This is a genomic window from Pseudohalocynthiibacter sp. F2068 (genome assembly GCF_023015645.1).
GTDB lineage: Bacteria > Pseudomonadota > Alphaproteobacteria > Rhodobacterales > Rhodobacteraceae > Pseudohalocynthiibacter > Pseudohalocynthiibacter aestuariivivens.
Genome location: NZ_JALKAK010000002.1, coordinates 56,658 through 75,449 on the forward strand (window position 1 = coordinate 56,658; position 18,792 = coordinate 75,449).

Here is an 18,792-nt window from a genome sequence, read left to right on the forward strand (position 1 = left end):
AAATTAAGTGCACCGAGCAGAGTCATGAAATAACCTGATCACCGTTCAATAAATTGCTTTCAACGAGCATCACAGCCTGCTTGGTGTCGCCATGCGACACCTTCACCACAGCAGTTGAGGGAAGCTTTCAGTGTCCGCTACCAGCATTTGGACAGTGTCTACCGCACGCGCAGCGAACTTTTGCTTTCCGCCCGTGCTGCTTTTCGCTGCAGACGCAATGCGCCGGCAGCTGTCATTAGATCGTTCGCAGCTAATGACTGTTTTGTCCGCATAGCAGTCATTTGAGGCATGTGCAGCGAACGGCAGGTTCGAGCCCATACTGTGAATTCGATTTCCGTGCTGCGCGCACTCGCTGCACGAAAGATGCGGCATCTGCAAAATTCGTGGTGCGGCCATGCAGCGGAGAACCCGGCCAATCAGGCGGCGTGCAGCGATTTTGAAACCAAAGCTTGTATGGTATCCCCATGGAATCTCGATTAGAAGTTTGCACAGCACATGAAGAGCACGCGGAAGGCATCCGCAAAGTAATTTACGGTGCGATTCGGAAGGTCAACGCAACGGATTATCCACCTACAGAGATTGGCAGCCTCTCCGAGCATTCTTCGACATCCCGTATTCTTGATGTCTTGAAACGGTATTCGCCAAGCGATGGTGTGTTGAAACACCTTGTCCCGGCGATTGCCTTGGAGAAGTGCCAAAGGTGGTCAGAGGAGGGACGTAATGAAATCACGGGTTTTAATCTTGGGTGCCGGTTTCGGCGGCATGGAGCTTGCCACTCAAATGTCCAATGCGTTGGGCGAAGCGGCTGACGTGACTGTCATCGACAAGGGAGAAAGCTTCGTCTTTGGCTTCTCCAAGCTGGAGGTCGCATTCGGTAAGAAATCCTTGGACGATGTGCGCCATCCCTACCAGGATTTTGAAAAGCTCGGAGTTCGGTTGTTGCGTGAGACGATTACGGCCATTGATCCCGAGGCACGTCAGGTGACGACTGAGAATGGCATTTATACTGCTGAATATTTGGTGGTCGCGCTCGGGGCAGAGGTCGATCCTTTCGCCACGCCTGGACTGGCTGAGATTGGTACGCATTTTTACAGTGTCGATGGGGCAGAACGTGTCTGCGCGGCCTTACCTGATTTCAAGCGGGGCCACGCCGTGGTCGGAATTTGTGGCTTTCCCTACAAATGCCCGCCTGCGCCAACAGAATGCGCGCTCATGCTGGACAACTACCTGCGTCAACGCGGGTTGCGTGGAGAGTGCGAGATTACCTTGGTCTCACCTCTTTCGATCCTGACGCCGGTTTCAGCCGATCTGTCAGATGCTCTGATGGAAGCCTGCGAAGAAGCCGGTGTGAATGTTCTTCTGAAAACATTGGTTAGATCTGTCGCGGCGGGCATCGCCACGCTCGATGACGGTCAAGAGCTGCCGTATGACCTGTTCTTGGGCGTGCCAAAACATGTTGCGCCAAAAGTCGTACTCGACAGCGCATTGGCCGAAGGGGATTGGGTGCCGATTGACCTCGCCTCAATGCAGACTGCCTTTGAAAAGGTTTATGCGATTGGCGACATCGCCAAGACCGGGCTGCCAAAGGCTGGTTCGTTTGCCGAAAGTCAGGCCAGTGCAGTGGCCAGTAGTATTCTATCAAAGATTAAAGGCGGCACGCCCAAGCCCAACACGGGCAGCGGAGAGTGTCAGGTCGAATTCGGCGATGGCCGGGTCAGTTGGGCGGATGCGGATTTCCTTAGCGGGCCGAAGCTGGAGGTCATTTATAACCCCCCATCGCTTGAAGGCCGCAAGCACAAGGAAGCCTTTGCGAAGAAACGCGAAATGCGGTGGTTTGGGAAGTAGGAATTGCAATAACCCAAAAGTCCGCGACCCGTTTTTCGGTCCTGACTGCAGCGAAAGCGCGGTCTGGCTTTCGCCGGTTCTTATCCGTTCGAATGCCCACAAAGGGGTGACACCCTGCGCCTCCGAAAATTCAACGCTGCGGATACAAGCATTTTCTGCGTCGGCAATAGCTGCGTGGGCAAAAGGCAGGTTTGTCCCGCGTCTCGATTGTTAAGACAGACAGCAGCGAAAGGGTAGTTTGGATTTCGCCCGTTTGTGCGCGATTGAATGGCTGGTCTGGGGAAAATCGCCGCGCTGCCGAAATTCCGGTGCTGCGCGCGCGTGTCGTTTTTGCACTTGCATTCGCTGCGGGGGCAAAAGGCGGCTGTGTCCGCACAGCAGCCGTTCAAATGGTTATTTCGTGCCGCCCTGCAGCGAAATGGCGCTTTGTCCGCCAAGCGGTCTCTGGTGTGTCATGCGGTGAATGACCCTTTAGAGCCCTTTCGCAGGCCGCGGCAAATGTGCCCAGTCTCGAGCAAAATTGCCAAACTGCTGCAGAACCGATAGCGTTGCGCCTACCGCGAGCCGGAGGTTTCTATGGATACTGAGAACAGATCGGTCATCGAACACTATACGCGCAACAACTTGATGAAGCGTATTCTTGACGCGCTTGCTGGTGCAGGCCACGATCCCGACAACCTGACGATTGCTGCTCTCAGCGAGATTGATCATCTGCATGGTGGAGGACTAGCAACGACCGAAGTTCAAGCTGAACTTGCCGAAATTCCAAAAGGCTGCCACGTTCTTGACGCCGGATGCGGTATTGGCGGACCTAGCCGATATTTGGCAGACTGCTACGGATGTACGGTAGAAGCAATCGACCTTACGCCTGAATATGTTGAGGTTGCCCGCCAGTTAATCGAAAAGGTTGGTCTTGGCGACAAAATCACTGTGAAAGTCGGGAGCGTTACGGAACTTCCTTATGCGGATCAGAGCTTTGATGTGGTTTTAAGTCAGAATGTATCGATGAATGTCGCGGACAAATCCGCAATGTTCAACGAAGCATTTCGTGTTCTTAAACCGAATGGGATATTCACATTCAGCCATCTTGCTGAAGGCCCGAACGCGCCACCCATCTATCCGTTGCCATGGGCGCATACTCCGGACGTAAGCTTTCTGGAAACCCCCCAGAAAATCACCGAAATATTGTCGTTCGCAGGATTTATTGAAATTGAAGACAAGGCATCGATGGCCAGATCAAAACCTGGCGCCCCGCCGCCGCCGGGAACGATCGGGGGAGCGTCTGCAATGGGTGACGATCTGCCGATGAGAATTCAGAACTCAATTCAGTCAAATCAAGAGGGCCGACTAATACCCATGATGGTTGTTGCGCGACGCCCATCTTAAACTGGGCCAGTCGGGAGTTTTCAATATTGCCAGTGGTCGCTTTGTCCCGCTAAACTGACGTCGAACAATTGTATAGCAAATGTCTGGTGTGTGAGATTATCATTCGCTATGAGAACACGCTCCCGCTCGCCCAAGAAAGCCAAAGACGAACAAATATTTCCAATCCGCGTTCGGGTGAAAGTGCCTGAAGAAGGATACGGGCAGCAGTATGTTGAGATTCAGGAATGGCTGATTGAAAATGCAGGCCGAGACAACTTCGCATGGAATGCCGATTCAGTACCGGGAATAGATGCAAGCGCGTTCTATTTCTATGACTTGGAGATTGCTGTTCGTTTCATTGAAAGGTTTGGCCTAAGCCTCGTTGAATGGTCGCAGTAGACCTCTCAATCGCAGTCTTGATAGTTTGACTCCATGCAAACCCTAGCCAGTCTTTGGGCCTCGGAGATATCGGTTGGCGTCATTTGTGCCTTTATCTTATCGCGATTTGTTCGCCCTAACTCATGTCCATTCGCACCGGAAATGTTATACCACATATGCGCCGACAAATAGTTCTGCGGCACACCCTCTCCCGCCTCGTACATGAATCCGAGGTTGTTCTGTGCTTCTGGATATCCCTGCACCGCCGCCAAGCGAAACCACCTCACCGCCTCGGAATCGTCTTCGGGAACACCTTCACCATTGTCGTACATGATACCAATGTTGAATTGTCCTCTTGCGTATCCCTGCTCCGCTGCCAAGCGAAACCACCTCACCGCCTCCGCGTCGTCCTCGGGAATCCCCTCGCCTTCGGCGTACTTGTAACCAAGTGTTTCCTGTGCAGCTGCGTATCCCTGCTCAGCCGCCATGTGAAATAACCTGAGCGCCTCGGCGTCGTCTTTGGGAACGCCTTCGCCATTAGCGTAAAGAAAACCAAGGTTGTACTGAGCGAGTGCGTTTCCTTGTTCAGCAAGTGGTTGCCATTGCTCAAGAGCTGTCTGATAGTCGCCTGCTTGGTAAGCTTCGTAGCCAGCATGAATATCTTGTGCCTTAACCGAAGAAGGTGACAAAACCAAAGCCGAAACAAAAACTTTCAGTAAACTTCGCAAAAGACTCTCCCTGGATATGCGGAGAAGTCTGCGAGATTTCATTTGAATTATCAACACGAGCGTCGGATGAAGGAGTGGATTTGATACAAGGAATAGCAAATGAAAATTCTAACCGCACTTTTGTGTTTCGCGTTCACAAGTCCCGCTTTCGCTGAAGATGTGCAAGTCAGGTATCGAGATAGCTCAGTTCCATTGGAAAGCTTCTCATGTCAGGCCATTACAGATAGCTCGTTTGTCTTTCGTGCCTGTTACGATGCTCGTAATAGATATTTGCTGCTCAAGCTCAATACTATCTACTACCATTATTGCGAGATTGGAGAGCAGGTTGTGGCAGCATTGCTGGAAGCAGATTCAAAGGGTCGTTTCTACAATAATAGTATCAAGTCAAACTCGAATGCCGGACGGTACGATTGTCGGAACCACAATGTCCCCGAATACTGATAGTCTTAACGTACCATGAACTTAATCACTGCCTGCGCGTAAGTAGCAGCAGTGATGCCAGGCTCTTCAGCCGAATTAATTACCGCCAGCGACCCAAATGGTTGCCACCCATTATGGATTGCATTTTCGATTTTGGTGCTTAGTTCACCCGGCTCTTTCCCGGTTAAAATCTGATACTCAGTGATGTGATACTGGTGGTACACTTCTATCCTCTGAAAGCTCGGCTTTTAGTCGTTTGCAAATCGGCAAGCTAAATTTGAAATTCTCCACGGCTAGCAAAACAAACTGCTGATACAATTTTGCGCTAGGTGTTTCATTGACATAAATCAGTTTTGATATCTCTCTCGAGACAGGCCACCGCATTTGCGCAAATGTTGTACTGCTACGACCAAGGTTGTGTTGTGCGTTTGAAAACCCCTGCTCAGCTGCTAAGCGAAACCACATACCCTGCGGTATAGCGGGATTTTCGCCTGCGGAATTGATTGACAGGAACCAAGAAGGTAAGTCTTCACCTGACTACTGAAATGAAGTTTTGAAAGTATTGTAACCGCTGCACGGTGAAGACGCCCTAGAAACAAACCAACAGGAGAACTCGTTGCTACCCTTCGCTTGGTACATGAACGACCGCTCAACGTATTGGAGCTTCCTTGAGGAGCGAAGCCATTTTGATGAGTTGGGCGCATCGATTGATGGCTCCATTGCCAACCATCTCGCCCCGATTGCGACACTGCAAAGCGACGGCCTATTACGACAAAGGAATGACAACACCGCTTTGGCCGAAGGTCTTGAGAACTTAGCTGGCAGCATAGATGAGCTGAGCCTCAACATCGAGCGTCTTGGCGAAAACATTTCGGATGGACTATCGCAGATTTCCGTTGAACTCTCTGAAATATCAGCAAAGTTGAACAGACTGATTGAAATTGCTGAGACACCTGAACAAACGTGGGCGATGGAGCAGTTTCGCATTTCAACAATGTCCCTAAAAACATCTGATACAAAAACTGCGTATGAATTTTGTTACCGAGCAATTTACGGACATACCAACCACACCGGCTACCCGCTGAACCCAGATTTCTTTTTTCTTTTAGGCACAATATATCTTGGCACCCAACCAAACACGCCGAGAGAACTACTGGATTTAGATAAGGCGCAAGATGCGTTTCGAAGCGCTTTACGGCTGTATGATAAGAAAGAAAGACATCGACGCTATCAGATATCTAAGCTCGCAGCACTAGCGCTTCTTGGCTTGGGACGGGAAAATGAAGCTGAGCAGTTTTTGACCGACAGACACCTCCTATCGCAAGATGTTGATGGCTGCTATTTACTTGCGAAAGTCGAGTTCTCTCAAGGTAAAAAACAATGGAAGAAGTCGATGAAGCAGGCAGCTAAGATAGATTCGAACTGTGTCTTGCTTGTAGCGTCTGACCCCTTGTTTAAGTCGCGAGAATCCGAACTGGAGAAGTTTCTTCTTGAATTACGGAATGACCTGACTGCGCCCTATGAGAAAGTTGCAAATGAAATCTTTTTTGATATTGAAGCAAATTCGGATCAACAATCCAGATTGAAGAAGATTCCGACATATCACTATTGGCTGGAAGAGATTTTGGATCGTCTATCCACGCTGAAGTCAGCAAGCGGTGGAACTTACAGCATCTTAAAGGCACTGAAGAGGTGGAAGTTTCGCCCGGAGTCAATCAGGGATGACTATTTGAAGTTTCTCGCAGAGCTGGAAGCTGCGCAACTTAGGTCAAGAAAATTGAAGGTTGAGGCAAGTAGAGTGAAAGAACCCAAAATCAGTTCTCAAACAAAAACGCCGCTCTTTTCTCGGATTTTTCCATCCAAACGCAGCAGAGAATCAAAAACAAACGATCCACTTCACGTTTTTGACACAGAGGCACAAGAACTTGCGGAACTGAATTGGCAATCGACCATTTTAAAGTAGAGTATGACAAATCACGAAGGGAATGCCTTTCTAGAGTCCGTCTGCCAAAAACTCACTAGTCAAAGGAAACCGTGCCAGCAATGTCGAAAGACGTCGCATTTCAACCAATTCCCTCGACCTCCCTCCATGCCTGAAATTGGGATGCTCAGAACCTCTAGGTGCTCCGCCACCAGCACCGTGCATCCGACAAACGTTCCATCCACGGACAGCTGGAGATTTGCATAAAAGACCCGTGCGTTTGGTGTGCGCAGTGCATCGTGGGGCGTCGTGTGCGCTTTGCATGGGGTTAGCGTCACTTTTCATCATTAACCCTCCCCCCATGCGCTACAGCGCCTACAATGGCTTGGCCACCTTCGTTTACCGTTACTCGCTCCACCCTGACGGTCTGTTGTGCTTTGGCCCGGTATTTCTTGAAGCTTTCCACCTGAGCCAGAAAGGTTCGAGACAGTCGTGTCATCGACCGTTCATAGCCCTCCCGCAATTCTGGGCTTGTGGCGTCTACTGTACGCGTTGTCAGCATGGTCATAGCAATATGTGTCGCGGTCATCTGAGAAATGAGCATCGCCTCGATTGCATCGCGTGGCTCCATCTCTACCGTCATTGCAATCATTAAATCTCGGTACATTTCGCCTTTTTTTCCCAGCGCATTGAGTGCGCCAAGCATAAGACCATTTGCAGTTTCTTTGGACTTAACACCGAAGAGCTCCTCTAATTGGTTCTCACTTTCAAGACCAACGGTGAGTTTGCCCTCTTCATCAACACTTAGTTCAGGTGCTTTCCTTTTTCTGGCGTTTGCCAATTCGGTTTTGTTTGGTGCTTGCTCTGTCATTTTTAGACCTGCCTAAGATATCAACTGCGCCCACACCTAAAACTCCCCGTCATATGTGGTACTCTGCGTGGGAATGTGGCACTTGCCCGGTTGGGGACCTGTAAAACTGCCACATGTGCCATTCTGCAACGGGCTATTGTTTTCATTGAGTTTTTCCGTGGCAGTTTGTTGCCCTGTGGCACTTGTTGCACTTGTGGCAGTTTCTGAAGGGGTGTCTGAGACATATCTATTCAAGGCGTCCGCGAAGTCCGCTACCCAGTAGCAGCTTCCGAAACGATCACGCCTTGGTATCACACCGTACGGCTTCAATAGGGTAGTGATACGGCGCGATGTTATTGGTTTTCCGCTCCACCATTCCGCCCAGGGGGCATCTTCAAGAGCGCATAATGCCTCGCACAATTCCTGACTGCCAATTCGTGAACTCTTCTGAGCTTCGATTACCTCAGAAATGTCACGGAGCAGTAGCACCCCAGGGCTTTGCGGTTCATCGTCGTTTTGTTTTGCAAGCCCAACCAACGCGCTTCTGACAGATTCAGGCCAACCCTTGCCCGCTAAATCAGCTATAGCGCATATCGCCCGCGCATTGTCCTGCGCCCTATCATTTAACGCATTCGGCACTGCGGGGTCCAAGCCGCGTAGCCGCATCAGGTTATCATCAGCCCAACGCTGAGCGCGGCGGCGCAACGGAACAAACTCGGCAAGTTTATCTGCCCGAAACCGTTCCACCTTCTCGCCTGCTTGTTTGCGGCGCAGCGGCACAACAAGCGCTCGGTCTTCAAGGGTATCAGGCAGTTTGCCAATCATTGCTATGCACTTTGGTGCCCAAACCTTGAACTGCTTAGGCTCATGGTCGTCCCCAACAGAGCGCCATACATATGCGCTTAGACGGTTGTGTCCTCCGTTAACAATCCCCCGCAATTCTTCATTGTCGGTGAGATAAGTGTCACCTTCATCTATCAGGACAGTCGGGCAGTACTTTTCAATCACCCGGAAAAGCACAGAAGTCGTAATGTTAACGTTGTGCATCGGCTTTGGGGCTAAAACACCAATAGTCGAAAGCGCCGTCGTTTTACCGCATCTTTTTTCTGGAGAAACAAATGCAAGAATTGGCGATATATCTGCGGCATCGTGTGTCCATGCGTGAAGCACCCAAGTGGCCATGAGAACATCGCTATGCTCAGGCAAAACGCAGTGTCTCTGAATTACATCCCGAATATCCGAAAGCAGGGCTGCGCCGTCTACTCCATCAGGCCAAGGCTCCACATTCTCAAACGGATCTGGCAAATCGCTTTCTGTTTCTTTCGGGCGCTTTGCATTCACCATTTTATCAAGCGCTGTAACGCGAATACCCAATTCCTTAGCTTCAGCTTCTCGGCACTTTTCGTATCTAAGTTCAGAGAGTTGCGACAGCTCGGTGATTTTTACCTCTTCTGGGGACAAGGAAGAAGGTGGAGGCCCCATACCTACGTCCCGACGATGCGCCTCGTCACGGGTGGCTATTTCAGCAAAGCTATTCATGCTGCTGCCCCCCTTTGAATATGTTCAAGGAAGGCAGACTGGTCGCATTCTGGCATTCGGTTGTAGGACGCCAGGCAGTACGCCTTTCGCTCGCTGGGGGACGCCATGTCAGCCCAGAATGCCGCTTGGTCAATGTTGGTGATGAACGCTGCCTGAGGCATTCCTGCGCCACTAAGAGCAGCCTCTGCAACGTCTTGAGCGTCCTCACGATCTAATGACCATATCGACGCCAGCAGCAGTGCAGTACGTTCCTGAACGGTTAAACGTAGAGCCCAGATTGAACTTGCTGCTTCCCACGCGCGAAAGTCATTGAGAATTAGCGCGTGATGCATCATGCGTGCCGAACGATCATATCGATCATAAGAGAAACCCGTGCCCATTACACGGGCACTCCAAGAATCCACGCGTCAACTTTCGCAACCTCCAACAGAACTGCCTTGCCTTTTTTTATGGAAGGAAGGTCGCCATTTTTCAGGGCACGGTTGAAGGTGGAGCGAGATAACGAATAGCGAGCTACCGCATCATTTATGCGAATGTATTTTGGGGTATTGTCGTCAGCCATTGTGAAATCCTTTTTGGCTGCGACGGGGCGATAACTTCACACGGCATGAAAATTGGCGCTTGGCAAATTTTAAACGGCGTGCGTATATTACCATCATTAGGCGTTGTCCTAATTTGCCCCGTCTGGGGTTTCAATATCGAGCCTCAAGACGCTTAGTCTCCAAACGAAAACGTCTTGGGGTTCTACTTTCATCTGGTTCTCTGGCATTCAGAGAGCCATCATGCTTGTCAAGTAATGTTTTTTTCAGATGTACGGCAAGGGGGAATCCGCGGGATTCTGCGGTAATCGCACGAGAAACATCTGGCTTGAGAGATTACATTTTCCCAAACACCGCCACTCTATCTGTTTCTATTGCTTTGCCAGTGCAGTGATTAGCCCAGCGCTCCAGCAAAGCCCTGCGCTGTTCCAGGTAATCTGTCCGGTTATACGATCGAACAACCTTAGAGCCTACCGCATGACCTAGCATCGTTTCCGAAACATCAAACGGGGTTTCTGTAGCCTCTGCCATCCAGGTTCTAAGGCTAGAACGAAAGCCGTGGGGCCGCGCCTTCATATTTCTGCGCTTCATAAGCGTAGACATGCTCATGTCAGAAATTACACTTTTTCGCTTGCCGGGAAATAAAAGGCCGTTGCGCATCTGCTCTTTTGCCACCGCAATCACTCTTAGCGCCTCGCCGGATAAGGGAACCCTGAACGCTTGTGTTTTCCCCTCGCGGCCCTTTATCAAGCCCTCTGGCACCGTCCATGTGTCTCCGTTAATCTGGTCGATGTGACAAAACCGAACGGGCTTAGAACGAAGCCCTGTTAAAATGAGAAGCCGCAAAGCAAGATGCGTGGGGGTTCCTTCATTGAGGCTTGAATAGAACTCAGGTAACTCGCGCCAATCCAACGCGGGGATATTTTCGGCCTTGTGGTTTTGCTCACCCATTAAAGCCTTTGCCGCTTCTTTAGCATTTAGATCCACTGGCAGGCCCAACGCCGCCCCATACTTTAAAACAAGCCCCAGACGGTTGATTGCCTTATCTGCGGTAACGGGCTTTGTGTTCCATATCGGCCTAAGCGCCCTAACAATATCTTGCTGACTAATTTCATCGATTGGCATGGAGCCAAGAACAGGCAAAACATGCACTTCAAGCGGGGATAGCCAGCGCCCAGCTTTGCCGCCATCGCGCAGCCCGGCTTTTCTTGCCTCGAAAGTCTGTGCCGTGACTTCGCTTAGGGTGTGGCGCCCGCGTAACGCTTCCCTTTGTTGGGCGTCTCTCACTCGTATGGGGTCTTTACCAGCGGCGCGCACATCCGCCCACTTACTGCGCTCCCTGCGAGCGCTGGCCACACTTATGCTTGGATAACCACCCAAGCCCATTTCGTGCCGCTTCCCGCCAATCGAATAGCGATAAATCCATTGGGCTGAGCCGCCAACACCTTTAACGAAGTAAAGCCCACCCCCATCCGGGTGTTTTCCTGCCGGGGCAGACTTAACGAATGCAGGAGATAATTTGTTTAACTGGCGCATTGGTACCCACCCTTTTACCCACCCTTTTAGGTGATATACCCAGATACGTTCAGAAACAAGATGCGCTATAAATCATTATATAGCAAAGGATTATTGGCACATACTGCTATACGTGGGAACGCAAGTCATGTGCACTCTCGGTGCACCATTAATCTCAAAATTAGCGTTTAAAACATACAGCACGATTTGGTTGACCAATCAGATCCCCCCTATTCCCCAATAGTTTCTCGGAGGATCGAATGGATAACCAGAGAAATCCGCCTCCACCGGACCACCTGAAAAGTTGCTAAAACGTAGCATCCTATAGAAATGCCAACCTAGCAAAGTCGTCATTCGCCCAATTGCAGGGCATCACTATTTTAAGCCTCTTCTTCCAGATTTTAGGTTGCGTACAAACTGACGCAAAGCGCCAACTGCTGACAAACGAGCGTTTATACAGTAAAGTAAACTGCGGAATAAAGCGTAATTGTAAAGCGAGTCTTCAGGAGCTGAGCAATGGGTGAATTCGAAGCGTTTGGAATTGCAGAAAAGACCGGGTGGACGAAACCAGATGTTGCAAATAGCTATGTCTCGCAGTTCGCCATGGCGGCAGATCAAGCTATGCTCGGATTGGTGAAAGCCGCTTCTCCCGCGCCTGAGTCCACTGTTTTGGACCTTTGCTGTGGTCACGGCGCGATGACGGCCAAACTCTGTGATCTAAACTGTCAGGTGACGGGGCTCGATTTTTCAGAGGAAATGCTGGCGTACGCAAAGAGAATTGCTCCAAACGCGACCTATAAAAACGGTGATGCACAAAGCCTTCCGTTCGACGACCAGAGCTTTGATGCCGTTCTCTGTAATTGCGGTATCATGCATCTTCCGGACCAACCCAGAGCACTCGCCGAAGCAAGGCGCGTTTTAAAACCAGGCGGAACATTCGGGATGACCGCTTGGGTTGGCCCAGGCGCATCGCCTTCCTTCAAGATTGTATTTGGTGCATTTATGGCTCATGCGGATCCGACAAAGGGCGCGCCTGCGCAACCCGACTTCTTTCAGTTTGCTCGACAAGATACAGCTCGAGAGATGCTTGAGGACGCAGGATTCGAAGATGTGAAACACGGCACTGTTAGCTGCGTCTGGAGCCTTGATTCCGCCGATCAGCTTTTCAAAATTTATTCCGAGGCCACGGTTCGTATGGCCATGTTGCTTGCAGCTCAACCCAGCAAGACCATCGAGGCAATTCGTTCGACAATGGAAAAGATGGTTGAAGAAATGCACAAATCGGATGTCGGATTTGAAGTACCTGTTCCCGCCGCGTTGATCATGGCAAAGGCCTGAAACGGCCAAAACACTGGGCATTCAACCTTGCTTCACCAAGGTCCGAAAAGCCCGCAAAGCAGGTGTTGATCGATTGCATGTTATATGTCGGATGTATGCGGAATTTGACGATCTTTGCCAGACGCTTCAGCCTCTAAGTTGCCGATCGGAAAAAAGTAGGGTGCCTAGAAAACGTCGAAGAGATTCTCACTAGGGAACGCGCGAACAAAAACCCCCACGGCTAAGCACCCCATAGCATTGCTAACATCGATCGCGCATTTCGTACTTGATATAAATCAAGTGGCGGTTGGTGATAGTCTGAATAAATGGCTATTCTTTCTCGATGAGAACTCGTTCTGGCTCTCCAAAGAACGTCACAGACGAAAAAGCACTCCGAATTTCCACTCGGGTAGACAATGCCTGAAGCCGGATACACGCTGCAGGTGAAGTGCCAGAAAATGAAGGATATATCATTTCTAGAAGCATTCCGCGTATGTTGGCTTAGTTAGAATGCAGAGAGAAACCAATCTAGAATTTCAAATTAGTTTGTAACTTATTGAAAGCACCTAAGATTATGCAGTGGAAAGAAAATTACTCGACCGGTAATGAAGAAATTGATGAGCAACATAAAACACTATTCGCCTTTTCGGACGATTTTAGAAGCTCTTTGGAAGACGGTTTCGGCTTGAGAACATACGAAGGTTACGTCGAGTTTCTAAGTGTTTACTCGAAGACGCATTTTGATTTTGAAGACAAGTGCATGCTCGCTCATAAATGCCCGGTTGCCCCGCGAAATAGAGCTGAACACAAGACGTTTGCAAAGCTTGTTACAGAAGAAAACGAAGCTTATTAGAAACTGGGTTTTGAACGGGACCGAGCCCTACAGTTACTAAATACGATAGACAATTGGCTCGACAGCCACATTTGCCGAATTGACGTACAACTAAAAGATTATCCCGAACAGTAAGATGCTTCGCTGCTCGCTCCGCTCGCATCCAGCCCTCGCGTCCCGTACCTCTCAGAAAATTCTGAGCCTTTGCACTTTGGTGCAGCTCTCTTTCAGGGCACCAGCGCGACGGCTCTTCAGATTCCCAGACTTATCCGGTGTTCAATTGCCGGGAAGAATCAACGAACCACCGATGAGATGGGGTGCGGCGACGACGTCAGACTTAAGAACATTTCTAAGGTTTCAGAATAGTAGGTGCTAAGCGATCCGCTGAAATCGGATACTAACAACAAACGGCTTAGCATCGGTGAACCCTTGTGTTGTGCTGACAGATGGCACCGTTTCTGCTGCTCATTGTTTCCAGCATGGTGTCGCCGTATCTCTGCCACAAAGAAGTCTTATTCAGCCGAAATTATCCCGAATAAAGAAACAAAAACAATATCTTACAAACAAAACCTGTCTAAAAGGACACCTTAGAATTGTTTGGTAAATCGCTTATGATTTATAGATGGATTTTAAATTTTAATACGAGGTTAGATATGGAACTTTGCCAGTCGCTTGAGTCATTGCACCCTCAAATGGAAGGCTGGGTAGGGGCGTTACTGGATGGCAAGGCAGGTACTCACCGGACCGGAATTCCGATAGATTTGACTGAGAGCGAAGAACGAAGGCTTCTCGTAACAAGCTCCTTGCTTGACGCTGTCGAGGCTGAAGGAGGATGCGTTGAGAGAGCAGAACCATCTGGGAAACTCACGCTCGCCATCTCAGGTGAAACCCTTGAATTCTCAGTTACTGAAAAGATGCAAAAATGTTTTGTCAGCGTTCACAACAAAGGAGCAGAACTTTTGGATTGCTCGGAAACGCGTCTCGCCAATCCTTTTTCTGCCGGCTTATTCCGGAACAAACCAACGGGGTTTCTTATCTTTAAATTTGAGAACCACATTCATGGAAGAGGCTATCCCAAATGGGTGGAATCAAAACACGTAATAGCCGAAGCCCTTCTTCCGGTCATTGTTCGCGAGATTATGGCGTCGGGACCCATAAATTTTCGCTGGAGCGTAGAACGCGAACTAAAGCGCTTGCAGTACAAACTGGAACAAAGTGGGCGAGGTGGGTTTCCATTCTTTGGTGAAGTGAGTCAGGGATGGAGGCAGAAGTTACAGTCAAAAAACAACGATAGTTCGGAAAGCAGACGCCTTGAAGATTTCGTTCGCTCGTTGAAAATTCAACTATCGACTGGTGACTATTATCTGGAAGGGCGACCTCTGTCACATTGGATAGCGTGGGCAGAATCTTGCATCGCAAAGCTTAAGCCTTCCAACCCGGTTTTTCGAAAGCACGCTAGGAAAAGTGAATGAAGGGTGATTTTTGTTTTCGACGAAAACAGGGGCCCGCGAGTTTGAAATGTTATTGCAACCAATCCTGAACCGCGTTTCCGATATCTGATCGGGCCGCAATCAAGGCACTCGATGAAATCGATTGATTTCATTTCAATGCAGAAATGGGGTCACAGACTCAAAAAGAGCCGCGCATTTGCGCAGCTCTCTTCGAATTCCAGTATTGAATGTCTTACTAGCGAACTGCTGGGGACAGTCCGATATCAGCCAACTGGTACGCTGAAAGTTTAGCCAGAGCATTACGAGTTTGACGTGCATCATTCCAAGAAATGATCGTGTCTTTTACTTCTTCAAATACGTTCACCAGACGGAAAGTCGTGACTGCTCCGAGAGGCACAGAACGTGTTGCTGTTGCGATAGACATTTTGCGCTTCCTTACTTTTGTTTCAGCCGACACCGCGTCGGTTGGTAGGGCTCATCTAGGACTTTTGGATTTGATTCACAATTCACTGTTTTTGCATTGCCGGAATGCAATGTATGCATAGGTATTCGTTTGCGATAATACTTCAGAAACCTGTAAAAATGGTCATAACGCTTCCTGTAAAACGGTTGATACAGATCATGGCAGACCGTTAGGTAGCATCGCAAACTAGGCCATTCTGTAAGGAGATGCTGTTATGTATGAGAATATCTTGGTTCCGATCGCGCTTGATCACGGCCCGAACACAGCCAAAGCATTGGAAGTCGCCCAAAAGCTGGTTTCCGACGGTGGGAAAATTACGGTTTTACATGTTCTGGAAGATATCCCTGCCTATGTTTCGCAATATTTGCCGGAAGGGCAGTTGTCGAAAAATGCGAAAGAGGCTGAGGTAAGTCTGAAAACCGAAGCCGTAAGTGTACCTGGTGCAGAGATCAAGGTTGTGACTGGCCATTCCGGGACAACAATTACGGAGTATGCTGACGGGCATGGTTGCGATCTTATTGTGATTGCATCGCACAGGCCGGGTTTGCAGGATTTTTTCCTCGGGTCTACCGCTGCACGTGTTGTTCGCCACGCACCATGTGGGGTTCACGTCATTCGGTAAGCCGAAAGCGCGAATTGAGTGTGTTGCAGAAAAGCTCGCATGTATTGCGCGTCGCAAAGTCAGGCGTGTTCTAACCGAACGTGACTTCTACTTGCGCTTTCGCTAACCCAAACACGCCAGTTCCTAACTCGCCAGCGAGTTTCCATTCTTTTGGTGTCATCAATCTGCTCAGCAATTGCCAAAGCTGTCCGGAAATTCCCTGAAGCCAACGTTTGATAATGGAAAACACTTTCTTGGTCTTTTTCCAAAACCCCGCTTGCGGAGCATTCTGTGGGGCGTTTCGCGCGGACAGCAACGCTATTAGATTTTCGATCCGGGTTATCACGCTGGCAAGACGCCCAAGCAGAGATTGCAACTCCAGAATTTCGCTTTTCACACCTTCGGAGTTTTCACCATTCTGAATGTGCGCCAGCGAATTACGCAATGACTCAAGTTTTTCAAGAATTTCTTGGATCAGCCAGTAGACCCTCGTGCGTATCGTTTCCAGTTCTTCTTGTGGCGCAAACTCGCTCAGGAGCCGAACCGAACTGTGCTCAAATTCTGGATTTAGCTCTTCGATGATATGTTGTTCAAGCTGCCTGAAGTCATCAAATATTTCATCAACAGTCTGAATTAGGGACATGGTGGAATACTCCTGAAAAAAATGAATATCTCAACATGATACATCAAAGGCGGTATTCAGACAAAGTAAACACAACCGAAGAGGGTCATTGCATGATACGAAAAAACCAGACGCTAAGCGAAGTAATTTGAGTAGCGCAACTTCTCGGGTATCTCTAAGTCTGCGGAAGATGCGCGGAATGGCGTCGTCGCACGGAATCCGGGCGGTTGGTCAAAGAAAGTTGCGCGTCGTTGCGCGCCTGTCTTGAAATCACTTTCCCATTCGCAATGACCCAAAGCCGGTCGGGACGCAAGCGCAGCGCTTCGATCGTGTTGCCTGCATCGAGCACCACAAGCGATGCCTTTGCTCCAACGCGAAGCCCAAAATCCTCAAGCCCCATGATTTTGGCGCTTTCAAACGTCACCATGTCAAAACATTTGCGCATTTCATCTGGGTTGGTCATCTGCCCCACGTGCAGGCCCATGAAGGCGACATCAAGCATGTCTGCCGTTCCAAGGCTATACCAGGGATCAAGCACGCAATCCTGCCCAAACCCCACAGTAATGCCCATGGCCAGCATTTCTTTCACACGGGTCATGCCGCGGCGTTTAGGGAAGGTGTCATGACGGCCTTGTAAAACGATGTTAATCAGTGGGTTTGGTATGGCTGCCACTTCGGCCTCCTGTATCAGAGGTAGCAGTTTCGAGACGTAATAGTTGTCCATCGAATGCATTGACGTCAGATGCGAACCCGCAACCCGGCCCTGCAGCCCCAACCGTCGAGTCTCATAGGCTAGTGTTTCGATGTGGCGCGACATTGGGTCATCCGTTTCGTCACAATGCATGTCGACCATAAGTCCGCGCTCTGCTGCAATCTCGCAAAGAGCGCGAACAGATGCGGCCCCGTCTGCCATTGTACGTTCGAAATGCGGAATGCCGCCAACCACATCTACGCCCATATCAAGCGCCCGGATCGTGTTTTCCAGTGCGGTCGGGCTTCGGTACAGGCCGTCTTGCGGGAAGGCTACTAGTTGCAGGTCAATATAGTCTGCAACCAGCTTTTTAACCTCTAGCAACGCCTGAACGCCAATCAACCTGTCATCGCAGACATCAACATGACTGCGGATCGCCAGCAGCCCCATGCTTGCGGCCCAATCGCAATAGGCAAGCGCCCGGTCGCGGACTTGTTCAAGCGTCATAATCTCTTTCAGTTCACCCCAAAGGCCGATGCCTTCCAGCAATGTACCCGAAGCATTGATGCGCGGGATGCCGTAGGACTGTGTTGCGTCCAGATGGAAATGCGGGTCAACTAGTGGCGGGCTGACCAGGTCTCCGCTGGCGTCGATAACCTGTCTTGCTTCCGCTTCTATACTTTCGATAGCGGTAATCCGGTTTCCCTTGATACCGATATCAGTGATGCGCCCATCGGGCAGGGTGCCACCTTTTACGATTATATCGAACATCAGCGCTCCCCTTTGTTAAACGCCACCATCAGGGCTGCAGGCACCTCTGCACGCCGCGACATGGCCACAAGCGCGAGGATCGAAAGCAAGTAAGGCATCATCAGAAACACTTGATAAGGGACATTGGCACCAAGTGGCGTTTGCTGAATTCTGATCTGCAGCGCATCAAACGCGGCAAACAGAATTGCTCCAAGTAGTGCCTTACTAGGCTTCCACGCCCCAAAAACCACAAGCGCAATGCAAATCCATCCGCGCCCGTTTACCATTTCAAAGAAGAAGGAATTGAAGGCAGACATGGTCAGAAACGCCCCGCCAACGGCCATTAGACCGCTGCCGACCATCACAGCCCCAATACGAATTCCGCTAACCGACAGCCCCTGTGCATCAACCGCAGACGGGTTTTCCCCTGCTGCGCGCAAGGCAAGCCCAACCGGCGTTCGGTAAAGCACCAGTGATAGGACCAACACCAAGACAAAGGCCAGATAGGTTAGCGGTGTTTGGGTGAATAGCGCTGGGCCAATGACCGGAATTTCTGACAATATGGGGATCGGCAGGGGTTGAAACGCTTCTATCTTTGGTGGGCTTGTGACCTCTGGTAACGCCAGTCGATAACTGAAATAGGTCAGGGATGTTGCGAGCAGGGTGATCCCCAAACCGACAACATGCTGTGACAATCCAAATGGCACGGTCAGGATGCCGTGCATCAGGCCAAACAACATTCCAGACAGCATGGCGACGCCCACACCGGTCCAAAGGCCATAACCGGAATAAACCGTCATCCAGCCCGCGAATGCGCCGACAACCATGATGCCTTCGATGCCTAGGTTCAGAACACCTGCGCGTTCACAAATAAGCTCTCCCATCGTTGCAAAGATCAGGGGGCTTGCGATACGGATCGCTGCTGTCCAGAAGCTTGCAGAAATCAGGATGTCTAAGATTTCCAT

Annotated in this window: 18 protein-coding genes; 8 read left to right on the top strand and 10 right to left on the bottom strand. The window is 50.0% G+C overall.

Annotation, left to right across the window (positions count from 1 at the left end; genetic code table 11):
* Nucleotides 1-720 precede the first annotated feature (720 nt).
* The 3 genes from MWU63_RS02615 to MWU63_RS02625 all read left to right on the top strand — a co-directional run bounded on the left by MWU63_RS02615 (nt 721) and on the right by MWU63_RS02625 (nt 3,609).
* Nucleotides 721-1,845 (top strand): FAD-dependent oxidoreductase, encoded by a 1,125-nt coding sequence (locus MWU63_RS02615; RefSeq protein WP_247076896.1) that lies wholly within the window; start codon nt 721-723, stop codon nt 1,843-1,845.
* 576 nt (nt 1,846-2,421) lie between these two features.
* Nucleotides 2,422-3,231, top strand: coding sequence for a class I SAM-dependent methyltransferase (locus tag MWU63_RS02620; protein ID WP_247076898.1), 810 nt, complete (start codon nt 2,422-2,424; stop codon nt 3,229-3,231).
* 108 nt (nt 3,232-3,339) lie between these two features.
* Complete coding sequence (locus MWU63_RS02625; protein WP_247076900.1) at nt 3,340-3,609, top strand: hypothetical protein; 270 nt, start codon at nt 3,340-3,342, stop codon at nt 3,607-3,609.
* A 5-nt stretch (nt 3,610-3,614) separates the two neighbouring features.
* Here MWU63_RS02625 and MWU63_RS20365 read toward each other — a convergent pair whose 3' ends face one another.
* Nucleotides 3,615-4,316, bottom strand: coding sequence for a tetratricopeptide repeat protein (locus MWU63_RS20365; RefSeq protein WP_281496532.1), 702 nt, complete (start codon nt 4,314-4,316; stop codon nt 3,615-3,617).
* A gap of 1,036 nt (nt 4,317-5,352) precedes the next feature.
* Here MWU63_RS20365 and MWU63_RS02640 point away from each other — a divergent pair.
* Entirely contained in the window at nt 5,353-6,699 is a 1,347-nt protein-coding gene (locus tag MWU63_RS02640) for a hypothetical protein (RefSeq protein ID WP_247076902.1), read from the top strand.
* A gap of 292 nt (nt 6,700-6,991) precedes the next feature.
* Here MWU63_RS02640 and MWU63_RS02645 read toward each other — a convergent pair whose 3' ends face one another.
* The 5 genes from MWU63_RS02645 to MWU63_RS02665 all read right to left on the bottom strand — a co-directional run bounded on the left by MWU63_RS02645 (nt 6,992) and on the right by MWU63_RS02665 (nt 11,121).
* Nucleotides 6,992-7,528, bottom strand: a complete 537-nt coding sequence (locus MWU63_RS02645) for a hypothetical protein (RefSeq protein WP_247076904.1) — start codon at nt 7,526-7,528, stop codon at nt 6,992-6,994.
* Between the two features lie 36 nt (nt 7,529-7,564).
* Nucleotides 7,565-9,046, bottom strand: coding sequence for a DUF3631 domain-containing protein (locus MWU63_RS02650; protein WP_247076906.1), 1,482 nt, complete (start codon nt 9,044-9,046; stop codon nt 7,565-7,567).
* Nucleotides 9,043-9,426, bottom strand: coding sequence for a hypothetical protein (locus tag MWU63_RS02655; protein ID WP_247076908.1), 384 nt, complete (start codon nt 9,424-9,426; stop codon nt 9,043-9,045). Before MWU63_RS02655 ends, MWU63_RS02650 begins: the two co-directional genes overlap by 4 nt.
* Nucleotides 9,426-9,608 (bottom strand): hypothetical protein, encoded by a 183-nt coding sequence (locus MWU63_RS02660; RefSeq protein ID WP_247076911.1) that lies wholly within the window; start codon nt 9,606-9,608, stop codon nt 9,426-9,428. The genes MWU63_RS02655 and MWU63_RS02660 overlap by 1 nt, the downstream gene beginning before the upstream one ends.
* Before the next feature lie 313 nt (nt 9,609-9,921).
* Complete coding sequence (locus MWU63_RS02665) at nt 9,922-11,121, bottom strand: site-specific integrase (protein ID WP_247076913.1); 1,200 nt, start codon at nt 11,119-11,121, stop codon at nt 9,922-9,924.
* 495 nt (nt 11,122-11,616) lie between these two features.
* Here MWU63_RS02665 and MWU63_RS02670 point away from each other — a divergent pair, with 495 nt between their 5' ends.
* The 3 genes from MWU63_RS02670 to MWU63_RS02680 all read left to right on the top strand — a co-directional run bounded on the left by MWU63_RS02670 (nt 11,617) and on the right by MWU63_RS02680 (nt 14,721).
* Nucleotides 11,617-12,438 (top strand): class I SAM-dependent methyltransferase, encoded by an 822-nt coding sequence (locus MWU63_RS02670; protein ID WP_281496533.1) that lies wholly within the window; start codon nt 11,617-11,619, stop codon nt 12,436-12,438.
* Between the two features lie 553 nt (nt 12,439-12,991).
* Entirely contained in the window at nt 12,992-13,270 is a 279-nt protein-coding gene (locus MWU63_RS02675; RefSeq protein ID WP_247076915.1) for a hemerythrin domain-containing protein, read from the top strand.
* A gap of 572 nt (nt 13,271-13,842) precedes the next feature.
* Nucleotides 13,843-14,721 (top strand): hypothetical protein, encoded by an 879-nt coding sequence (locus tag MWU63_RS02680; protein WP_247076917.1) that lies wholly within the window; start codon nt 13,843-13,845, stop codon nt 14,719-14,721.
* 214 nt (nt 14,722-14,935) lie between these two features.
* Here the strand turns inward: MWU63_RS02680 and MWU63_RS02685 are convergent, their stop codons facing one another.
* Nucleotides 14,936-15,124: a DUF1127 domain-containing protein gene (locus tag MWU63_RS02685; protein WP_213887265.1), complete on the bottom strand. Its 189-nt coding sequence runs from the start codon at nt 15,122-15,124 to the stop codon at nt 14,936-14,938.
* A gap of 253 nt (nt 15,125-15,377) precedes the next feature.
* Here MWU63_RS02685 and MWU63_RS02690 point away from each other — a divergent pair, with 253 nt between their 5' ends.
* Nucleotides 15,378-15,785, top strand: a complete 408-nt coding sequence (locus MWU63_RS02690) for a universal stress protein (RefSeq protein WP_213887266.1) — start codon at nt 15,378-15,380, stop codon at nt 15,783-15,785.
* Nucleotides 15,786-15,855: 70 nt separating this feature from the next.
* On the opposite strand, the gene MWU63_RS02695 is transcribed toward MWU63_RS02690, so the two are convergent.
* The 3 genes from MWU63_RS02695 to MWU63_RS02705 all read right to left on the bottom strand — a co-directional run bounded on the left by MWU63_RS02695 (nt 15,856) and on the right by MWU63_RS02705 (nt 18,792).
* Nucleotides 15,856-16,407: a hypothetical protein gene (locus MWU63_RS02695; RefSeq protein WP_247076919.1), complete on the bottom strand. Its 552-nt coding sequence runs from the start codon at nt 16,405-16,407 to the stop codon at nt 15,856-15,858.
* A gap of 154 nt (nt 16,408-16,561) precedes the next feature.
* Nucleotides 16,562-17,848 (bottom strand): amidohydrolase family protein, encoded by a 1,287-nt coding sequence (locus MWU63_RS02700; protein WP_213887268.1) that lies wholly within the window; start codon nt 17,846-17,848, stop codon nt 16,562-16,564.
* Nucleotides 17,848-18,792, bottom strand: a complete 945-nt coding sequence (locus MWU63_RS02705) for an ABC transporter permease (protein ID WP_247076921.1) — start codon at nt 18,790-18,792, stop codon at nt 17,848-17,850. Before MWU63_RS02705 ends, MWU63_RS02700 begins: the two co-directional genes overlap by 1 nt.

Coding starts and splice junctions, on each gene's coding strand:
- MWU63_RS02615 (WP_247076896.1), top strand. CDS start 721: ATGAAATCACGGGTTTTAATCTTGGGTGCCGGTTTCGGCGGCATGGAG.
- MWU63_RS02620 (WP_247076898.1), top strand. CDS start 2,422: ATGGATACTGAGAACAGATCGGTCATCGAACACTATACGCGCAACAAC.
- MWU63_RS02625 (WP_247076900.1), top strand. CDS start 3,340: ATGAGAACACGCTCCCGCTCGCCCAAGAAAGCCAAAGACGAACAAATA.
- MWU63_RS02645 (WP_247076904.1), bottom strand. CDS start 7,528: ATGACAGAGCAAGCACCAAACAAAACCGAATTGGCAAACGCCAGAAAA.
- MWU63_RS02650 (WP_247076906.1), bottom strand. CDS start 9,046: ATGAATAGCTTTGCTGAAATAGCCACCCGTGACGAGGCGCATCGTCGG.
- MWU63_RS02655 (WP_247076908.1), bottom strand. CDS start 9,426: ATGGGCACGGGTTTCTCTTATGATCGATATGATCGTTCGGCACGCATG.
- MWU63_RS02660 (WP_247076911.1), bottom strand. CDS start 9,608: ATGGCTGACGACAATACCCCAAAATACATTCGCATAAATGATGCGGTA.
- MWU63_RS02665 (WP_247076913.1), bottom strand. CDS start 11,121: ATGCGCCAGTTAAACAAATTATCTCCTGCATTCGTTAAGTCTGCCCCG.
- MWU63_RS02670 (WP_281496533.1), top strand. CDS start 11,617: ATGGGTGAATTCGAAGCGTTTGGAATTGCAGAAAAGACCGGGTGGACG.
- MWU63_RS02675 (WP_247076915.1), top strand. CDS start 12,992: ATGCAGTGGAAAGAAAATTACTCGACCGGTAATGAAGAAATTGATGAG.
- MWU63_RS02685 (WP_213887265.1), bottom strand. CDS start 15,124: ATGTCTATCGCAACAGCAACACGTTCTGTGCCTCTCGGAGCAGTCACG.
- MWU63_RS02690 (WP_213887266.1), top strand. CDS start 15,378: ATGTATGAGAATATCTTGGTTCCGATCGCGCTTGATCACGGCCCGAAC.
- MWU63_RS02695 (WP_247076919.1), bottom strand. CDS start 16,407: ATGTCCCTAATTCAGACTGTTGATGAAATATTTGATGACTTCAGGCAG.
- MWU63_RS02700 (WP_213887268.1), bottom strand. CDS start 17,848: ATGTTCGATATAATCGTAAAAGGTGGCACCCTGCCCGATGGGCGCATC.
- MWU63_RS02705 (WP_247076921.1), bottom strand. CDS start 18,792: ATGGAAATCTTAGACATCCTGATTTCTGCAAGCTTCTGGACAGCAGCG.